Source organism: Helicobacter trogontum, assembly GCF_000765905.2.
Taxonomy (GTDB): Bacteria; Campylobacterota; Campylobacteria; order Campylobacterales; family Helicobacteraceae; genus Helicobacter_A; species Helicobacter_A trogontum.
On the sequence record NZ_JRPL02000004.1, the window covers coordinates 118971 to 136682 of the forward strand.

Below are 17712 nucleotides of genomic sequence, written 5' to 3' on the forward strand. Positions count from 1 at the left end.
AAGTATGCAAAAAGAAGATATGCAAGATGACAATAAAGCAAGTAATACTTTAATAAAAGAAAGTGAGCGAGATTCCCTACGTGCATATGTGGAAGAAACACAAAAAATACTTGATGGTAATATAGATATGAATAATGCCGCAGATAAAAAAGACATGGCACAAAATACACAAAATCTATCTCATGCAAAGACAATTAAGGAAAGTATGAAAGATTGGATAGATGAAGACAAAACAAACACAACAAAGAACACCTTAAAACAACCTCAAACAATACAAAACGCTACACAAACAATGCAGCAATCTCCACAAAATACACCCAAAGAAGCTGTATCAACAACAAGAAATAATCAAATCCAAACTCCTTCTCCACAGGCAACAAAAACACAAGTTTCAAATGTGCCAGATGAAATAGAATCAAAACAAGAAAAATATCAACAAATAGTCAAAGCAAATGCAAACACAAAACAGGAAACTTGGCTGCTTTTAGATGAATTTTTGAAGCTATCGGGTTTAGAAAAAGAAAAAGTAGCAGAATTAATAAAAGATAAGACAATAAAAAGTAAGCAAGAAAATGGTAGAATCTATGTCGAAGCAAGTACAGGTACATCAGCACTTATAAAAAAAGTAGAAAACCGCCTAGTTTCATTAGATATGAATGGCAATGCACTAGATCCTGTGTTTGTAGAAAAGACAATTGCTACGATTTTAGGTTTACATGAAAAGGTGCTAAGCTCAAAAGATGAAACAATAGCAGCTTTTAAAAGTGAAAATAGTTTTCTAAAAGAAGCACTTGTATCTATGCAAGAAATTTATGATGATGATAAAAAAACAATAGAGATTCTAAGGCAACAACTACAAAAAACACAAGAAGAAGTAGAGTTTGTGAAACGAAAGTATAAACTTATGTGGGGTAAGGTCAGCAATAGCACAACATAAGATAAAACGACATTGTAACAAATAAACGCCCCAATCAGTCTGATGCAAGATTTAATCAATACAATGAATACAGGACTCTCCTCCCTTGTGCATTACTTAATGTTTCACAAGCACATTTTACACCTCATATAAAACGATGTCATATCTAATTAAAATAAAAAGGCTAAAGAATTACAAGATAATACGGGTAAATAAAATTACACATATTGAGAAATCACTATAGAATAAATTACAGACTTGCTTGATCATATAAGTCAAAATCCTTACATAATATTTCAAAAAGATATTGCAATTTGAGTTTCAATCACCCAATGCAATGCAAATAAAACAATATTTGAAAACCCTATTAACAAAGGTGTATCAAAGGATTACTCATTACTATACCAATGAGTATATAAACTTGTGATGTATGGAAAATTGAGAATCTTGGCACAAAATTTTATAAAAATTACTGCCTGTGTTATGACGTTATATATAGAAATACACTAATTAATCAATACAAACAACAAAAAAGGTGTAAAACTAACATGCTATCTAGTTGTGTGATTATTACAAATATTAAAACTCATAACTTAGGTATAGAATCAAAAAGTTATAGTCAAAAGCTTACAAAAGAATAGCAAGATTAAATTAGATCTATAATGCCAATGAAATTGACATATCTACAAGAACCTCTAAAAAGCAGATAAGAAATCACATGATATATCAAAGTCATTTCACACAAGAAACAATAAAGACAATACTATAAAACGCAAGAAAATGCACAAAGATACCTTATAAAGACATTAAGCATTTCATGCATTCTAAAAAATCTTATACTCTCTGCTTTGCTATCACATCAAGTTGTTTTAATATTGGTATAAGTGATTTCAGCTTTGTAAGCTCGATCATGTTTGGACCATCACTTAGAGCTTCCTTTGGGTTAAAGTGTGTTTCCATAAAATAACCATCAACTCCAATACTACTTGCAGCACGTGCAAGATAAGGCACATAGCTACTATCACCACCGCTTTTACCCCCTAATCCACCTGGCATTTGCACACTATGCGTCGCATCAAAGATTACAGGAGCAAATTGTCGCATAATAACAAGTGATCGCATATCAACTACAAGATTCCCATAGCCAAATGTGCTACCTCTCTCTGTAAGCCATATCTTATACTTACTACTTAAGTTATAAGCATCTTCCATAAAAGAAGAATCATTAATATTAGAATCCCTTGTCCTTAATGCCTTAAGGACACTGTAACGCATGTCATTAGGATTCATAAACTGCCCTTTTTTGATATTAATAATAGCCTTAGTTTTTGCCACTGCGACAATTAAATCTGTTTGTCTGCATAAAAATGCTGGAATTTGGATAATATCCACCACATCAGCAATAGGTCCTGCTTGAGTGCTTTCATGTATATCTGTGATAATTTTATAGCCAAAGTCCTTTTTGACTTTCTCTAGCAATAATAATCCCTGTTCTAGTCCAGGACCTCTAAAGCCATCAAGGCTTGTCCGATTTGCCTTATCAAAACTTGCTTTAAAATAAAAATCAATATCCACATCATTATGTGCAAACTCAAGCTCTTTTGCAATGCGATAAATATTTGCTTCATTTTCTATAACACATGGTCCACTAAGTAGTATCACAATTCTCTCCTTACATAGATATAAGCCTATAGTTTTTGCACTAAATTATACAAAAAGTTAAACTTAATCTTATTTACAATATTAAACAAGACGCAAAAGCGGCGAAAGACTTGCAAAGTCAAGCCCTATTGCCTTTGTATCAAAAACATGATTACTCCCCATGGTAATAACATATATCATATAATTGCTATATTCCCTCTCTTTTTTCCGTATGAGCTGTATGCGTTTTGCAATAGATTCAACACCTGCAAATGGCATACATAAAAATATCATCTGTTGTGACTTATCGATGAAATCACAATAATTACTGTATTGTAAGCTAAATCCCATAGACACTAACTCTAAAAATACCATATTTTCATACACTCGCATAAAATGCTTGGAATCTGCAAATTCACTTGCAAGTGTAAAATCATAAAAGTAAAGTTTGTATTTCTTTCCTGCATCAATTCCATATGTATCAGCATGTTTGCAAACGTGCACAATATTATTTGCTTGTAACGATTGTATTAAAGGATAGATTCTATCCTTTGAAATTTTTATATGTTGTTTCAAATGAGTATAGATTCCATAGGTGCTTGTTTTTAGGGATTGCAATGAAAGCATATGGCTTAATACATTGGCTTCCTCTTTTAAGCTAAACTGCATTGATCGCCACTTATATTCTCGCTTTTTGTATTCAGGGAGCAATAGCATTTCTATCGCATTACCATCTTTAATAAAATTTGACAATAAAGCCTCAATGCTAAGGTTTTTAGAATCTATGCTTAAATATTCTTCAAAGCTTAAGGGCAATAGAGATAATGGGGTAAAATCACTAGGACATGCCCCTATATCACCTATGTAGATACAAGGACATGATACAATCATATCATTGCAATATCTTATTGTGTCAAGAGTAATATTATCAACTATAAGCAACTCTAACTTTTGACCTATATTATGCAAGGCTTTTTGTGTGCTCTCTATGAGATTTTTTGAAAACAACATGGCAAAATCTACATAGAAAACATACTGAAATTTTTGTGCATACCATAATGCAAGGGTAGTTTTACCACTTTGTGGTGGTCCATATATGAAAGTTTTATTGCTATTTATATTTACGCTACGAGGAAAAATGTGTTTTAGTTTTGGAATCTCATTAAACATAATCTTGCTCAATTTCCATTATCTAAGATTCTAAAAGTATTCATTATACAGCAGCTTCGCACAAACAGCAAGGGAGACACACACAACAAGAGGTTTGATAATTTTTATACCATAACGAAGTGCAAGTCTTGAGCCAATATTTGCACCAATAAACTGCCCAACACCCATAAAAAAGCCAAGCAACCATAGAATTTGCCCACCCACAGCAAATACAAGCATAGCGGCAATGTTTGAAATAAAATTAAAGAGCTTTGCATGAGCAAGTGCATTTTTCAACCCATATCCACCCAACATAATTAATGCAAGCATTAAAAAAGAACCCGTCCCTGGTCCAAAAAAACCATCATAAAAACCAATAACGCCAAGTACAAAATAAAGCAAGGCATGAGTGTAGCGAACATGACTTTGCTCCTCTGTAATCTTTGGAGAAAATAGAAAATAGAAAGCAAAAATAATAAGTAGAAATGGAATGCATTTTGACAAAAAACGTGTATCTAGAAAATGCACAAGCAATGCTCCTCCAACTGCACACACAAATACGCAAAAAATAGGGACAATATTATTCTTAATATCTATATGTCCTTTCTTATAAAAATGCAAAGTCGCTGAAAAACTACCAAAACAACTTTGAAGCTTATTGACACCCATTGCTTGATGTGGGGGACAACCTGCAAGTAATAAGGCAGGGATTGTAATCATACCGCCACCACCTGCAATAGAATCTATAAACCCAGCACAAAAAGCCACACAAAATAAAATAATATACAAATTAAGACTTAAATCCTCTAGCATAATTTTCCTTGCAATAAAAAAATATCATTGTGCTTGAAACGTAATTGTATCGCAACACAAATAAAAAAAATAGTTGCATATTTTACTCTTAAGATGTTGTAATTATTTAATTTATTAAATTTTCATTGTGTAATATTGCAGTTTGATTCTCTCTTAAAGAACTTAGCACATTGAAATTTAGTTATAATATATCTTTGTTTATTTTTTACTAAAAATTCAATGGGTGATTATATGCAAGTAAAATCTCTTATATCATTTTATAGAATCTTTTTTATATTTTTTATTATATGCATGAGTGGCTGCGGTTATAAACCCATGTCATATTATGCAAATCAAGCATTAGGTGAAAAAGTTCATGTAGAGCTCATTGTAAATTTAGAGAACCCAGAAGAATCTGTAAAAATTAAAGATATGGTAAATGAGGCTATTGTCTCACGTTTTCATTCAAGAGTGGTAAATAGAAGTGAGGCAGATTCTATTCTGACTGTTGATGTGCAAAATATACAAGATACAATTATTGGCACAAATACACAGGGTATTGCAACTTTTTACCGCGTTTTTCTCAATATTTCCTTTAGCTTTAAGCGTAATGACAAAAAATTCAATTTTGTAAATCAAGGCTATTACGACTATGCTGCCTCGCTTAATAGTCCAACAATCACCTATGAAAACCGATCAAATGCAATCATTGAGGCAGCAAGACAAAGTCTTGATAGATTTATATCCCAAATTGGTTATAGTGCTTCTTTTTAATATGTGTAGCTAATTTTATCTTATTTAGATTTGATAGTATTAAGCATATATGTTTAATGCGAAAATGTGTCAGGGTTTGATGAAGAATTGAAACCAAGATTCTATACTAACATAATGTATAATATAATAGTGATTTATATTTTGTAGCAATAAATAATCTCAACTCACATAAAAAATAATTGCATGGGATTATAAAAGGGTGATTATGAATAAAATTAAGCAGAAATTATGTCAAATGAAATCAAAAATTATATTTTTTGGTATTGCAGCATGTAGTAGTTCTTTTGTATTTACTCAACTTGTTTATGGTTTTGAAGACATAGGGGCAAAAATACAAAGTATTGCAAAGAAAGCACATTCTGCTGGATTAAAACCTGTAAGCGAAGGAGCAGAATTAGCCGCACTACAAAAAGGTATGTTTGATAAAAAATCAAATTTTACCTTTTCAGATGCACAACTTGAGCTTGGCAAGATTCTATACTTTGATCCACGTTTAAGCAATGATGGTATGCGCTCATGTAATACTTGTCATAATATTGCTATGCAAGGCACAAGCACACTTGATGAAAGTCAAAATAACCCTTATCACCTCGATGTCCCAACAATCTATAACATGCTATTTAATGATGTTGCTTATTACAAAGGCATAATAAAAAGACATGACAAAATAGATATGGGTGCAAATAAGTTTTTATCAAGAAATGTTACCGCTAGGGCAACTTTATATGCATTAAAAGCAAAAAACGAAATGAATGGTGATATGCAAAAAATCATTCAAGGCATCACAAATTCAAAAGAGTATATGAGTTATTTTATAAGGGCTTATGGCACAAAAGTAAAGATTGATGAGAATCTTATTGCACAAACTTTAGCTGGCTTTATTATGAGTTTAAATGTAATTACTCGCTTTGATGATTTTTTAAACGGCAACTTAAAAGCCCTTAGTATCAGCGAAGTTGAAGGGCTTGATGTATTTATTGAGAGAGGTTGTGTAACATGTCATAATGGTGTAAATCTTGGTGGAACAATGCAGCCATTTGAGGTTATCGGAAATTACAAATTAAGCAATCTGGGAAAATTTGGCACAGATTCCAATAAAATGCTAAAAGTCCCAACACTGCGTAACGTTGTTGCAACCGCACCATATTTTCACAATGGTGGATTTAAAAACCTCGATGATGCAATCAAAGAAATGGGGAGAATACAAATAGGTATCAATCTTTCAAATAAGGAAATAACAAAAATTATAGAATTTTTAGAATCTTTAAATGGTGAAATAAAACCCATAACAATACCAATTTTGCCTAGAGCAACTTTTTAATCATTATTCACAGAATCTAAAGAAGTCATAATAAAGTCTTTGTAATTTTAGCTTTTTGTGATTTTTAATAAAGCTGATTTAATCTAGATTCTAGATAGAAGGATATCAAAAAATGAGATACATATTAATCAAACTTCCAAATTGGCTTGGTGATACAATGATGTTTACACCAACCATTTCTTGTATAAGAAGAATATTTCCTCAAACAAAAATCATTCTTGTTGGTAACGCTCTTAGTGTGGGTTTGTTTAACATAAATAAAACATTTATAAAAATCTTTATTGATAATAGTAAACAAAAGAAAGGTATTACAAGTCGGATACGTGAAACAACTAAACTTGCAGGAGAAATTAATGACTATTTGCATGAAAATAATATAACGCTTGATTGGGCAATAACATCGCAAAATAATTTTTTCTCAGCTTTTTTACTTTCAAAAATAGCGGTTAAAAAACGTGTTGGCTATGGTGATAAAAATATCTTTGGTATGCGTAAGTTTTTATTGACCCATGTAATTAAATATGAAAGCGGTCGCCCACCTTTTTGCACTCATCAGGTATTAAGCTATATACATTTACTACTACCTATTCTACCACATGATTTTTTTAAAAATTATGCACTAGATTCTAAAAATCCACACTACAATCAGCTCGCAAGTCGTGTGCAAAATATACTTTACAATGAAGCAAAAGATCTGCAGCTGTATCTCCCTGTTGCAGCAAAAAAATCTAAAAAAAAGATTATTGCTATCAGTACAAGTGCGAGTTATGGGGATTCTAAAATGTGGCTTATATCGCATTTTGTTGCTATCATCATAGATTTTATACAAAAAGGTTATATGGTGAGAATCTATGGAGCTAAAAGTGATATAGAAAGAAATATACAGATAGAAACAAGCGTATATAAAGCATTGGAAGAAAATAATCATGATAAATTAGAAAATCTAAGCGGAAAAACTAGCCTACAAGAACTTGCAAATTCGCTTAATGAGTGTAAATTGTATATTGGCAATGATAGCGGAACGACACATATTGCCCGAGCACTCAATATTCCTAGTATCATTATTTTTGGACCTATGCCCTTTTCGTGGTGCAGTCCATGGAGTGTTTTAGGGACAGACAAAAGAGGGGAATACTATATTACAGAAAATACAATTTCTATACAAAAAAATCTTACATGTGTACCCTGCAAACAAAAAACTTGTCCATTAAAACATCATGATTGCATGAGACTAATCACACCAGAAGAAGTGTTGGATCTGGGATATAAATTGCTAGACAATAAGATATAAGATTCTGAAAATAACACGATAACTTTCTAATAAGCACAACATATCAATAATTAATAATCTAGACTTCTTATTTCTTCTGAATAACTAGCGTATGGAATGAAAAATGCTAGTTTAGCTTATACAATAGTTCTATTAGCATGAGATTAAGATTGAATTTACCTGTAAAACACAAGGTTGTAATGGCTATCTTTGCATAATTTTGCTATAATTTTTCAGATTCTATGTAGTTACTATTTTGTTATCAATGACTAATATGCTTAAGGGTTTTTAGGGTGAGATGATGATTTCTTGTTGCGACAAATATGTGCAGATAAAGCTTGCTGAAGATAGCAAGATTCTACCAAAAGTGCTCTCCTATGCAAAAAAGCATTTTAGTCGCAACTATAGACTATCAAGCTCGGTATTAATTCTAGATGATGGTGAAATAATTAAGAAAAACTACCTTATTAATTGGTGCTACCATGCGGCAAATCATTGTGATGTAGATGATAATACAGAGCTAGAATTCGCTTTGGCAAATAGTCATTTGCCCATACGTATAAAAATGGTAAAATCTACTGATTTATTAGAAAAAATTCGTGTAAAAATTCAATTGATCGGTACTTCACGTATTATTCTTACATTAAGTAAACGCAACAGAGTGGCAGAACGCTATATTAAAGCAATGTTTGGCTCTCATTATATTGGAATGAGTCAGAATGAAATCTACTTGCAATCAAGCAATGAATTTTTTTGGGAAAGTGTTATGCGTTTTATTGGCAATCGTGTTATACATAATATTGTGCTCTCCTTTGAATATAGTGATTTTAACGCGGATGAAATTTCATTTCTCACTACACAGGAAAAAGAATTAAGACAATGTTATGCAACTTTGGATTCTCAATTTGGAGACGATTTTGAGCTCGTAAAAAAACGCTACCTTAAATTGGCAAGAGAGTATCATCCCGATAATTTTTATGGCGAGAATGAAAAAGAGATTCTAGATTATACCACAAAATTCCATAAGATCACAGAAGCATACAAGACAATCAAACGCACAGAACATTTACACACAAACTAATCATTCTATAAGCAAGGACATCGCATGGAGCAAAAAAAACGCAGTGTAAGAAAAGTGGGTATTATCCTGCGTCCACAAAGCACCCATATAAAACCTATTTTCATGGATATACAAAGACAACTAGAAGCAGTGGGTATGCAAGTTATGCTGGAGTATTCTAGTGCTAGGATGCTAGAGCTAAGAGATAGCATTGAAAGTTATGAAATAGGACATATATGTGCGAATGCCGATATGTTGCTTAGTATCGGTGGAGATGGCACGTTACTTTCCGTTGCACGTCAAAGTTATGGTAGCAATGTGCCTATACTTGGTATAAATTCTGGGAGACTTGGATACTTAACTATTGCACTACCTCATGAAATGGATAAAATTATTCCTCGTATAAAGAGTGGAGACTATGCAATTAGACAGCATCTTATGCTAGAAGGCTATGTGCAAGAAAGTATGCGACTAGAGATTATGCGACCGCTTGTTGCATTAAATGAATTTTTACTATCAAGGGCAGGTTTCAGCGGTATGTTAGAGATTGAGGCATCAATCAATGGTGTCCTTTTCAATCACTATAGACTAGATGGACTTCTTGTGGCAACACCGACTGGATCAAGTGCATACAATGTATCTGCTGGTGGTAGCCTTGTATATCCAAACTGCCGCAATGTATTATTAACACCCATATGTGCACATTCTCTAACACAAAGACCACTAATCCTTGATGATTCCTTTACCATTGAATTTAAATTTAAAACTGCTGGAACACTTACATGTGATGGGCAACAAAGGATTTCCGTGCCTGAAGGAAGCGTTATATGTATTAGAGCTGCAGCACACAATGCATACCTTGTCGAACTTACGCCAAACTTCTATTTTATACGTCTCAGAGAAAAACTTGGCTGGGGGCAAGTTGAATCTTAATTATTTAAAATCTTAAAAATCACATGCCTAAATTTGCCCTATTGTTCTATTTTCCTTATTGAGTTTCACCACCGTCAATACTTTATAAACTATAGAATCTATACCCAAATAATACCTTTTTAGTTATAATCATTTCGAAGCAACTAGTCCATAACCTAAAGAAGATTTGTCTTTTTTTACCTAAAATATATTTAACACATTTCTTACAAATACGACAAAATCTATCAAAATACTTATTTTTCAGTTAATAAATTAAACCACTACCAATAAGTAAGGAATAACCAAATAAGCTCTCATTTCAGTTGCTACCAACATATCTATAATGCAGCTAGTGTGATTTTGACAAATAAGTAAAGCCGCGATCACATAATAAGAAACTTTTAGGCATTCTCTGCACAAAAACATCTAAAGGATTCCATAAATAAAAAAGCCTAAAATATGCCTTATTGAATACTTTTATGTATAGTTTGTGAAGAATATTCAAAAACTTTAGAACACATTCATAAGCTAAAGCTCTACAAATATGGCTTAATATTGTGTATGGTTATATATATTTAATATCACAACCTTAGTGGTTAGCTTTATGCTAAAATTTTTATCAAGCAATTTTTGATTACCCATGTATTTATCTTTCATGATTGAGTATTTTAAACTCAAATCTCTACACTTTTATATGAGTATAGGTGAGACACAACCTCCACCCAAAAAACTCTTTTTTCTAGACAAAAAACAACTTGCCATAATAACACGCAAACTCTTATACATAATTATTTATGTTTTACAAGCTTTTTTACATCTAAACTATGAGTTAATCCTATCAATAAATCCCTTAATATTAAAGAATTAATCCGTATCTTCCACACAATCTGTATGTGTTACTTTTTGTGTATTTTTGCAATAATCAATAATCTTTTCTAAACTCTCATGGAATTGTTTAATCTCACAGATACTCATGGCACTCTCTGGTTTTTGAGCAATGGTTTCAAAATAATGACAAACGTCTATAAAAAATTGCTCTCCGCTTTGAGTAAGGCGAACTACATGTATGCGTTGATCATTAATAGGCTTCGTTTTGATTACATATTCTTTTGCACATAAAGATTCTACACAGCGACTTACTGTACCCCTATCTTTTTGCAAAATTTTTGCAAGTTGATTAATATTAAGTTCTTTTGCGAGTGATAGGGCATGTAGAACAGCCATTTGCTCAAATCCAATATGAAACCTTTTGAGATGACCTATAGCAAATTTCTTCATCTTACGTGCTGCTAACATAAGATGTGGAACAATGTGCTCTTTTTGAAAAAGTTCGATTTTCTCGAGAACTTCTGCATACAACTCGTCCTCCATTTTATCATCAATACTATATGTCATAATGTCATCACCTTCTATAAAGTGTATTTTTCATGCAACATAATAACATGTTTTTTAATTTTTTTTGGTATCATTTCATTTGGTGTAGCAAGTAATTGCTTGAAAAAGAGGAAAGTCCGAGCTACAAGAGATAGGATTCCATTTAACAAATGGCTAGGGTAACCTAAGGGAAAGTGCAACAGAAATATACCGCCATGTTTTCATGGTAAGGGTGAAAAGGCAGGGTAAGAGCCTACCGATTTCTTGGTAACAAGAAATGCCATGTAAACCCAATCCGTAGCAAGAATAGCAGGTTAATATCTCTGTTTTTAGCTATTCGCTTGAATAATATTGCGAAATATTATCTAGATAAATAATTACTAAATACAGAACTCGGCTTATAGCTACACCATATTTTCATAAATTACACGAATATACTTACTAACGCTTAAACATATTACTATTTGCTTAGCTTTTATTACGACTAGAAATCAATTCAAAAACAAAAAGTTATAAAAAATTCTTACAAACCCTACTTACCGCGCGTATCTATAAGATTTAATATCTCCTGTTTCATATTTGGGTTTTCTTGATATTTTTGCACTATTTCTTCTAGCATTTCGAATAATACTTCCATCTCATTTGGGTTTGTTTTTCTGTAATCTAGCACTATTTTAAGTATCGCAAGGGTATTATCAATCTTTTTTCCCATATCCTGTTCATCTTTTGTTTTATCTACTTCTTTTTTAATCTTGAAGCTAAACTTGAGAAGCCTTGCAAACTTGAGTGGTGATGATGCAATTTTACCCAATAGATGACCGCCAAATATCTTCAGAACTGCTGATATACTTGCAATCTTCCCTGCCATCTCTTCATCCCCCATTTTCTCTAATGTATTCAAGTCCATCTTTCATCCCTTATGTTTATAACCTCTTGTACATCTGCACGACATGAATTAGAAATAACCATAATAAGCCTTAATCTCATACTAAAATTTAAAGCAAAAAAGATTCCATGAAAAACTATTTATCATTATGTCATAACGAAAAAATCAATGAAAATATGTTAGAATCTCGACTAGCAAATTCTCATTCTAGAATCAAGGAATATAATGCAAGATAATAAAATCAAGCCTCGTTATCCCACAAAACAAATCCATGTTGGCAACGTAGCCATAGGTGGCGATGCACCAATTAGTGTGCAAAGTATGACTTTTAGCAAAACTCATAATATCGAAGAAACAAAGGCACAACTTGATAGATTGCAGTTAGCAGGTGCAGACATCGTACGTTTAGCGGTGCTGACAGAAGAAGATGCGCATGCACTAAAAACTCTAAAAAGCATGACAAGTTTACCCTTAATCGCAGACATACATTTTAAGTATAAACTTGCATTAATTGCTGCTGAATCTGTTGATTGCATACGCATTAATCCAGGTAATATAGGCTCAAAAGAAAAGATAAAAGAAGTAGTAAAGGCGTGTAATGCTAGGAATATCCCTATACGAATAGGTGTAAATGGTGGTAGTTTAGAAAAAGAATTTGAACAAAAATATGGTGCAACACCACAAGGTATGGTAGAGTCTGCATTATACAATATTAAACTTCTAGAAGATTTTGGCTTTACAAACATTAAAGTTTCCTTAAAGGCAAGTGATGCACCACGCACAATGCAAGCTTACGAACTCCTGCGTCCATTAGTGCCATACCCATTCCACTTGGGCGTTACAGAAGCAGGTACACTTTATCATTCCATGATTAAAAGTTCTATTGCACTAGGCAATCTTCTCATGCAAGGTATTGGTGATACTATGCGTTGTTCTATCACAGGTGAGTTAGAAGAAGAGATTAAACTTGCAAAAAGTATTTTACGCTATTCAGGCAGACAGAAAGAAGGTATTACTATTGTTTCATGTCCTACATGTGGGCGAATACAAGCTGATTTGGTAAGTGCTATCAAGAAAGTAGAAGCTAGGTTGGCACACATCAAAACACCGCTACAAGTAAGTGTTATGGGTTGTGCAGTAAATGCGCTTGGTGAAGCAAAGCATGCAGATATTGCCATAGCATTTGGCAATAAAATTGGACATATTATAAAGGGTGGTAAAGTACTAGTTAAAATGAGTGAAGATAGCATTGTAGATCGATTTGTAGAAGAGGTAGAGATACTAGCAGCAGAAAGAGCGGCAGAGACATAATTTTGCTGCATAACGTGATAAGGAAGCATGAGACTAGCCAAATTGTGTTGTAAAATGCAAACGCAAATTCAGAGGTTTTACAACATATGAAAACATTAGAGTGTGTATTGTAATTTATATTTGTAATCGTTGGTTTATATTTAACTTAAGCGAGTTGAAGATTCCATAAAAGTAAGTGTAAAAAACTTTTAAAGGGGTGATATGATTTGCAAAAATCTAACAAGAGTTTTAGAATCTATTGAGAATACAAAGCTACGTTATGGTAGAAGGGATTTTATCAAGCTTATTGCGGTTAGTAAATATAGCAATGCAGATGAAATACAGCAGGCTTTTTCATGTGGGCAAATTGCCTTTGGAGAGAACAAAGTGCAAGATTTAGCAAAAAAGAAGCAAATCTTAGCCCCATACGACATAGAGTGGCATTTCATTGGCACCCTACAAGAAAATAAGATTAATATGCTATTACAAATAAAACCGGCACTGCTGCATTCCCTCCACTCCTTAAAACTTGCTTATGCTTTACAAAAGCGACTTATGCGTGAAAACTGCAAACTCAAGGCTTTACTACAAGTAAATAGTGCAAACGAAGATTCTAAGAGTGGTTTTTCTACAGAATCTGCTTTTTCTAGCTATCTTGAAATTCTAGAAAAATGCCCAAATATAGAGCTTACTGGACTCATGTGTATGGGTGCACATAGTAACGACACAACATTAATTGAAAAAAGTTTTTTGCAAACACAAAGACTTTATGAGCGTTTAAAACCTTATAATGTGAGCATATTGTCAATGGGTATGAGCAGTGATTATGAGATCGCTATTGCATGTGGAAGTAATTGCCTACGCATTGGAAGTAGCATTTTTCAACCTTGAAAGATAGATTCAGTAAAAAACACATAGCCATACTCATAGGGCTTAACATGAATGAAAAAGATTAAAGTTTATGGTATCTTAGAAACATATGTATCAAAAATTCCCAATGTAACACATTTTAAGTTTTAACCTTATTTTATCCCTTTTGTGTATATTTCATTTTTAATAACGTATTAAATTACTCAAGTATGCTTTGATATCTCATAGCAATATGAAAATGGTGAATAAGCAATACCAAACTCCTATTATATCCTATCCCCACTTTATTTAGAATACCACTCTTGTAATCTTCCTTATTTCAATTTTCTTGTTATCAATTCTAACAAGAGTGGCCCATTTTGCTTAAAACTAGAATCTTTATCAAACATTTTATAAATCATTACTAGTAAATTAAATCCTAATTATTATTAATTTATATAAGAACATAAAATGTTCACGCTCAAACGTTTAAAGGCTATGTTAAAGCCACTTTTCTTGATTGTATGTATGTTATATAAACTTAATTCTTGAATCTTTATTTTTGAATATTCTTAGAGTAATCATTGATAATAATAAACTTGGTATTCCCAACTTTGCTTTATAAAAATTCAAAAAAATCATGATTAAAACCCCATATCCATACGAGAGTTTTTGAGATTATTATCTTAATAATAAGTTAACTTAAAAAACTTATCTTATTTCTTTTATATAACTTATTTTTACATTTTTTTTAATGAATCTACAAAACAATCTATATCTAATGGCATATATCATATATATCTTTGTTTAACTTTCTCATATCCTTGCCGTGTAAGTTGAAAATAATAATTGTGTGCATCCTCTGCAACAATGCTCGCACCAAATCTCTGATAAAATGCGACTACACGCAAATTTTCTTTTCTTACATCAAAGTGGCTTTGCAAAAAATCCAAGCCCATAAAACGCAAACTCATAAACACAACATACCGCTTCTATTGCAACATAAAAAGGTGCATTTTCTGTTGTGATAAAACTTCCCCAACAAAAAGATTCTCCCACAAAATCGTAGAGACGCACCAATCCAAATGGCACACTTCCTTCAATCACGAAATAATATTCTTGACCTAAAGATTCACGGATTTTATAATTCAAAATCCATTCTTTCTATTTTTCAATCTCAGTATCAATGGAATGCAAAAATTTTGTTTTACGTTCGTTAGAACGTAGCAACAAGATAAAATCCACATCAGAAATCTCCACTAAACGCAAAGTAACCCTGCGACCTCTTATCACCGCCTTCATCGTTCAGTCCATAAGAATAATCGCTTCACCAGAAAATGGTATAACAAGATAAAAGTAAATTTTTTGAATAAACTCCTAATAACTATAGAATGCCTACCCTACCCCCCCCCCCCCATAACACAAACCCTGTTTCCTATCACTTTGCAATTGTTGCCAACATCCTTTGTTACAACAGTACCTGCACCAATGAGTGCGTTTTCTCCAATAGTAATTCCAGGTAAAATTACCGCACCAGCACCAATGGATGCTCCTCTTTTAATCATTGTTTTCAAAAATTTGCTCGGATATTGTTTTGATTTTGGATATTTATCATTTGTAAAACTAACATTGGGACCAATAAACACATTATCCTCAATACATATGCCATCCCATATTTGCACACCGCTTTTTATTGTCACATTATTACCAATTCTGACATCATTTTCTATAAAACAATGTGAACAAATATTGCAATTCTCTCCTATAACTGCATTGGGCAACACTACACAAAACTGCCAAATCTTTGTACCCTTGCCAACATTTTGACTTTGCACATCAGAAAGTGGATGTATCATGCCACCTCCTTTATGGAAGAACCTATATAATAATTAAAATTTCGTTTTGCATTGTGAATATACCAAGAGTTACCGAATGTAAAGGTTACCCCCCCCCCCCCCCATTGCAATCATAGTTGTTGGTATGTTGATCTCATAAAAATTGTGGACTATTGTCCTGGCACCAAACCCTTCCTTTTGTGCAATAAGCCCCTCATTTAGAAATAAACCATTGTTTTCTGTAGAGATTCCAAAGTCAAAGTATTGTTTCGTTGTAGAGTATTTATCTATGAGTGTTTTTATAAGTAAATCTAATGCTCCTATTTCTCTTCCTCTATCATTTACCGCGAGATATTGTGTATGCACTAAATTAGGATAAATAAAAAGCAGGGTTGCTGCTAAAATTTCATTATTTTGTTTTGCAACATAAAGAGCAATATTATCCTTAAATCTTGAATGTAACAATTCTAATTCCTCAGCTGAATGCACTGCTTGTGTGTTGTGTCTTGTCTGCAATACCTCGTTTAATAAAGTAACAAAAGCTTGAAAGTTGATTGAAGATTCTATCACTACGCCTTCACGCTTTGCCCTAGAAATTTGTGCTTTTCTACCCTTTGGCATCGCAATCAAACGCGTCAGGTCAATACTTGATGAACAATCTGTGCGACAAGACTTCGCCCCAAGAGTAAATAATGCATATATGTCCTCCTGTGCAGGGTACTTATGATAAATATAAGGTATTGCTTTATAAACAAGCTTTTGCACTCTAATCTCTTGCATATATGCTAACAAAACCTTAAAGCATTCAATCATTTTATATTGCTTCATTTTTTCATTAGCAATAAAGCCACCAAAAGTTAATCCCTGATGAGAATATAATATAGAATCCTTAATATTGAGCGGCAAAAGGGCAATGAGTTTTGAATCCTCGTAAAACATTAACGAATGATCTATAAACCTATCCGCGTGATAGTCCATGTAATTCCTATCAAACATAAATATTCCATTTTTAGAATCTTTGTTAAAAGCATTCCAATCATCTGCGTATTTATGTGTATAAGGAAGAACTCTAATCATAGAATCCCCTTTTTACCATTGGAATAAGTAAGCACCAATACATAAGTAAATAAAATGCAAAACGATAAAAATACTCGATAGTAAAAAAGCGATAAAAATAAAGGTAGATTACCCCCCCCCCCCATTGCAATCATAGTTGTTGGTATGTTGATCTCATAAAAATTGTGGACTATTGTCCTGGCACCAAACCCTTCCTTTTGTGCAATAAGCCCCTCATTTAGAAATAAACCATTGTTTTCTGTAGAGATTCCAAAGTCAAAGTATTGTTTCGTTGTAGAGTATTTATCTATGAGTGTTTTTATAAGTAAATCTAATGCTCCTATTTCTCTTCCTCTATCATTTACCGCGAGATATTGTGTATGCACTAAATTAGGATAAATAAAAAGCAGGGTTGCTGCTAAAATTTCATTATTTTGTTTTGCAACATAAAGAGCAATATTATCCTTAAATCTTGAATGTAACAATTCTAATTCCTCAGCTGAATGCACTGCTTGTGTGTTGTGTCTTGTCTGCAATACCTCGTTTAATAAAGTAACAAAAGCTTGAAAGTTGATTGAAGATTCTAT

At 32.6% G+C, this 17712-nt stretch carries 18 protein-coding genes and 1 other RNA gene; 9 read left to right on the forward strand and 10 right to left on the reverse strand.

Features of this window, described 5'->3' with window-relative positions; genetic code table 11:
- The first annotated feature begins 397 nt into the window (after positions 1-397).
- A complete protein-coding gene (locus LS81_RS03115; protein WP_407717551.1) occupies positions 398-937 on the forward strand; it encodes a DUF3972 domain-containing protein in 540 nt (179 codons plus the stop codon).
- 813 nt (positions 938-1750) lie between these two features.
- On the opposite strand, the gene kdsA is transcribed toward LS81_RS03115, so the two are convergent.
- The 3 genes from kdsA to LS81_RS03130 are packed head-to-tail and all read right to left on the reverse strand — an operon-like array spanning position 1751 to position 4519.
- Complete coding sequence (gene kdsA, locus LS81_RS03120) at positions 1751-2608, reverse strand: 3-deoxy-8-phosphooctulonate synthase (protein ID WP_324761653.1); 858 nt, start codon at positions 2606-2608, stop codon at positions 1751-1753.
- A gap of 51 nt (positions 2609-2659) precedes the next feature.
- Entirely contained in the window at positions 2660-3739 is a 1080-nt protein-coding gene (locus LS81_RS03125; protein ID WP_237022195.1) for an ATP-binding protein, read from the reverse strand.
- Between the two features lie 18 nt (positions 3740-3757).
- Positions 3758-4519 carry a TSUP family transporter gene (locus tag LS81_RS03130; RefSeq protein WP_034346485.1) on the reverse strand — a complete coding sequence of 254 codons (762 nt, stop codon included), beginning with the start codon at positions 4517-4519 and terminating at the stop codon, positions 3758-3760.
- A 231-nt stretch (positions 4520-4750) separates the two neighbouring features.
- Between LS81_RS03130 and lptE the strand changes: the two genes are divergently transcribed.
- The 5 genes from lptE (at position 4751) to LS81_RS03155 (ending at position 9856) form a co-directional block, all read left to right on the forward strand.
- On the forward strand, positions 4751-5272 hold the full coding sequence (lptE, locus tag LS81_RS03135; RefSeq protein WP_233715903.1) for an LPS assembly lipoprotein LptE: 522 nt from the start codon (positions 4751-4753) through the stop codon (positions 5270-5272).
- A gap of 205 nt (positions 5273-5477) precedes the next feature.
- Positions 5478-6593, forward strand: coding sequence for a cytochrome-c peroxidase (locus tag LS81_RS03140; RefSeq protein WP_034346487.1), 1116 nt, complete (start codon positions 5478-5480; stop codon positions 6591-6593).
- Between the two features lie 112 nt (positions 6594-6705).
- Positions 6706-7884 (forward strand): glycosyltransferase family 9 protein, encoded by a 1179-nt coding sequence (locus LS81_RS03145; RefSeq protein WP_034346489.1) that lies wholly within the window; start codon positions 6706-6708, stop codon positions 7882-7884.
- 280 nt (positions 7885-8164) lie between these two features.
- The gene (locus LS81_RS03150; RefSeq protein WP_052096546.1) at positions 8165-8944 is read left to right on the forward strand and encodes a J domain-containing protein; all 780 of its coding nucleotides are present in this window, start codon (positions 8165-8167) and stop codon (positions 8942-8944) included.
- Between the two features lie 24 nt (positions 8945-8968).
- Positions 8969-9856, forward strand: coding sequence for an NAD(+)/NADH kinase (locus LS81_RS03155; RefSeq protein WP_034346493.1), 888 nt, complete (start codon positions 8969-8971; stop codon positions 9854-9856).
- 843 nt (positions 9857-10699) lie between these two features.
- On the opposite strand, the gene LS81_RS03160 is transcribed toward LS81_RS03155, so the two are convergent.
- The gene (locus tag LS81_RS03160) at positions 10700-11230 is read right to left on the reverse strand and encodes a MarR family winged helix-turn-helix transcriptional regulator (RefSeq protein WP_034346496.1); all 531 of its coding nucleotides are present in this window, start codon (positions 11228-11230) and stop codon (positions 10700-10702) included.
- A 79-nt stretch (positions 11231-11309) separates the two neighbouring features.
- Here LS81_RS03160 and rnpB point away from each other — a divergent pair.
- An RNA gene (gene rnpB / locus LS81_RS03165) (RNase P RNA component class A) lies at positions 11310-11626 on the forward strand.
- A gap of 115 nt (positions 11627-11741) precedes the next feature.
- On the opposite strand, the gene LS81_RS03170 is transcribed toward rnpB, so the two are convergent.
- Complete coding sequence (locus LS81_RS03170; RefSeq protein WP_104696491.1) at positions 11742-12116, reverse strand: hypothetical protein; 375 nt, start codon at positions 12114-12116, stop codon at positions 11742-11744.
- Positions 12117-12320: 204 nt separating this feature from the next.
- Between LS81_RS03170 and ispG the strand changes: the two genes are divergently transcribed.
- Both ispG and LS81_RS03180 read left to right on the forward strand, forming a co-directional pair.
- Positions 12321-13406: a flavodoxin-dependent (E)-4-hydroxy-3-methylbut-2-enyl-diphosphate synthase gene (gene ispG, locus LS81_RS03175; RefSeq protein ID WP_034345713.1), complete on the forward strand. Its 1086-nt coding sequence runs from the start codon at positions 12321-12323 to the stop codon at positions 13404-13406.
- A 201-nt stretch (positions 13407-13607) separates the two neighbouring features.
- Positions 13608-14276, forward strand: a complete 669-nt coding sequence (locus tag LS81_RS03180) for a YggS family pyridoxal phosphate-dependent enzyme (protein ID WP_034345711.1) — start codon at positions 13608-13610, stop codon at positions 14274-14276.
- Positions 14277-15161: 885 nt separating this feature from the next.
- Here LS81_RS03180 and LS81_RS11835 read toward each other — a convergent pair.
- From LS81_RS11835 to LS81_RS03200, 5 genes are all read right to left on the reverse strand, one after another.
- A complete protein-coding gene (locus LS81_RS11835) occupies positions 15162-15386 on the reverse strand; it encodes a hypothetical protein (RefSeq protein ID WP_233714200.1) in 225 nt (74 codons plus the stop codon).
- 12 nt (positions 15387-15398) lie between these two features.
- Positions 15399-15536, reverse strand: coding sequence for a GNAT family N-acetyltransferase (locus LS81_RS11840; RefSeq protein ID WP_233714201.1), 138 nt, complete (start codon positions 15534-15536; stop codon positions 15399-15401).
- A gap of 98 nt (positions 15537-15634) precedes the next feature.
- The gene (locus LS81_RS03190; RefSeq protein WP_034348109.1) at positions 15635-16090 is read right to left on the reverse strand and encodes an acyltransferase; all 456 of its coding nucleotides are present in this window, start codon (positions 16088-16090) and stop codon (positions 15635-15637) included.
- Positions 16091-16159: 69 nt separating this feature from the next.
- A complete protein-coding gene (locus LS81_RS03195; protein ID WP_237022196.1) occupies positions 16160-17146 on the reverse strand; it encodes a GNAT family N-acetyltransferase in 987 nt (328 codons plus the stop codon).
- The coding region (locus LS81_RS03200; protein WP_138069871.1) for a GNAT family N-acetyltransferase at positions 17143-17712 on the reverse strand (570 nt) is incomplete at its 5' end. The genes LS81_RS03200 and LS81_RS03195, both read right to left, overlap by 4 nt.

Bases quoted from the DNA above. Each gene is read 5' to 3' on its own strand.
- LS81_RS03130 (WP_034346485.1), bottom strand. From the start codon at position 4,519: ATGCTAGAGGATTTAAGTCTTAATTTGTATATTATTTTATTTTGTGTG.
- lptE (WP_233715903.1), top strand. From the start codon at position 4,751: ATGCAAGTAAAATCTCTTATATCATTTTATAGAATCTTTTTTATATTT.
- LS81_RS03140 (WP_034346487.1), top strand. From the start codon at position 5,478: ATGAATAAAATTAAGCAGAAATTATGTCAAATGAAATCAAAAATTATA.
- LS81_RS03145 (WP_034346489.1), top strand. From the start codon at position 6,706: ATGAGATACATATTAATCAAACTTCCAAATTGGCTTGGTGATACAATG.
- LS81_RS03150 (WP_052096546.1), top strand. From the start codon at position 8,165: ATGATTTCTTGTTGCGACAAATATGTGCAGATAAAGCTTGCTGAAGAT.
- LS81_RS03155 (WP_034346493.1), top strand. From the start codon at position 8,969: ATGGAGCAAAAAAAACGCAGTGTAAGAAAAGTGGGTATTATCCTGCGT.
- LS81_RS03160 (WP_034346496.1), bottom strand. From the start codon at position 11,230: ATGACATATAGTATTGATGATAAAATGGAGGACGAGTTGTATGCAGAA.
- LS81_RS03170 (WP_104696491.1), bottom strand. From the start codon at position 12,116: ATGGACTTGAATACATTAGAGAAAATGGGGGATGAAGAGATGGCAGGG.
- ispG (WP_034345713.1), top strand. From the start codon at position 12,321: ATGCAAGATAATAAAATCAAGCCTCGTTATCCCACAAAACAAATCCAT.
- LS81_RS03180 (WP_034345711.1), top strand. From the start codon at position 13,608: ATGATTTGCAAAAATCTAACAAGAGTTTTAGAATCTATTGAGAATACA.
- LS81_RS11840 (WP_233714201.1), bottom strand. From the start codon at position 15,536: ATGAAGGCGGTGATAAGAGGTCGCAGGGTTACTTTGCGTTTAGTGGAG.
- LS81_RS03190 (WP_034348109.1), bottom strand. From the start codon at position 16,090: ATGATACATCCACTTTCTGATGTGCAAAGTCAAAATGTTGGCAAGGGT.
- LS81_RS03195 (WP_237022196.1), bottom strand. From the start codon at position 17,146: ATGATTAGAGTTCTTCCTTATACACATAAATACGCAGATGATTGGAAT.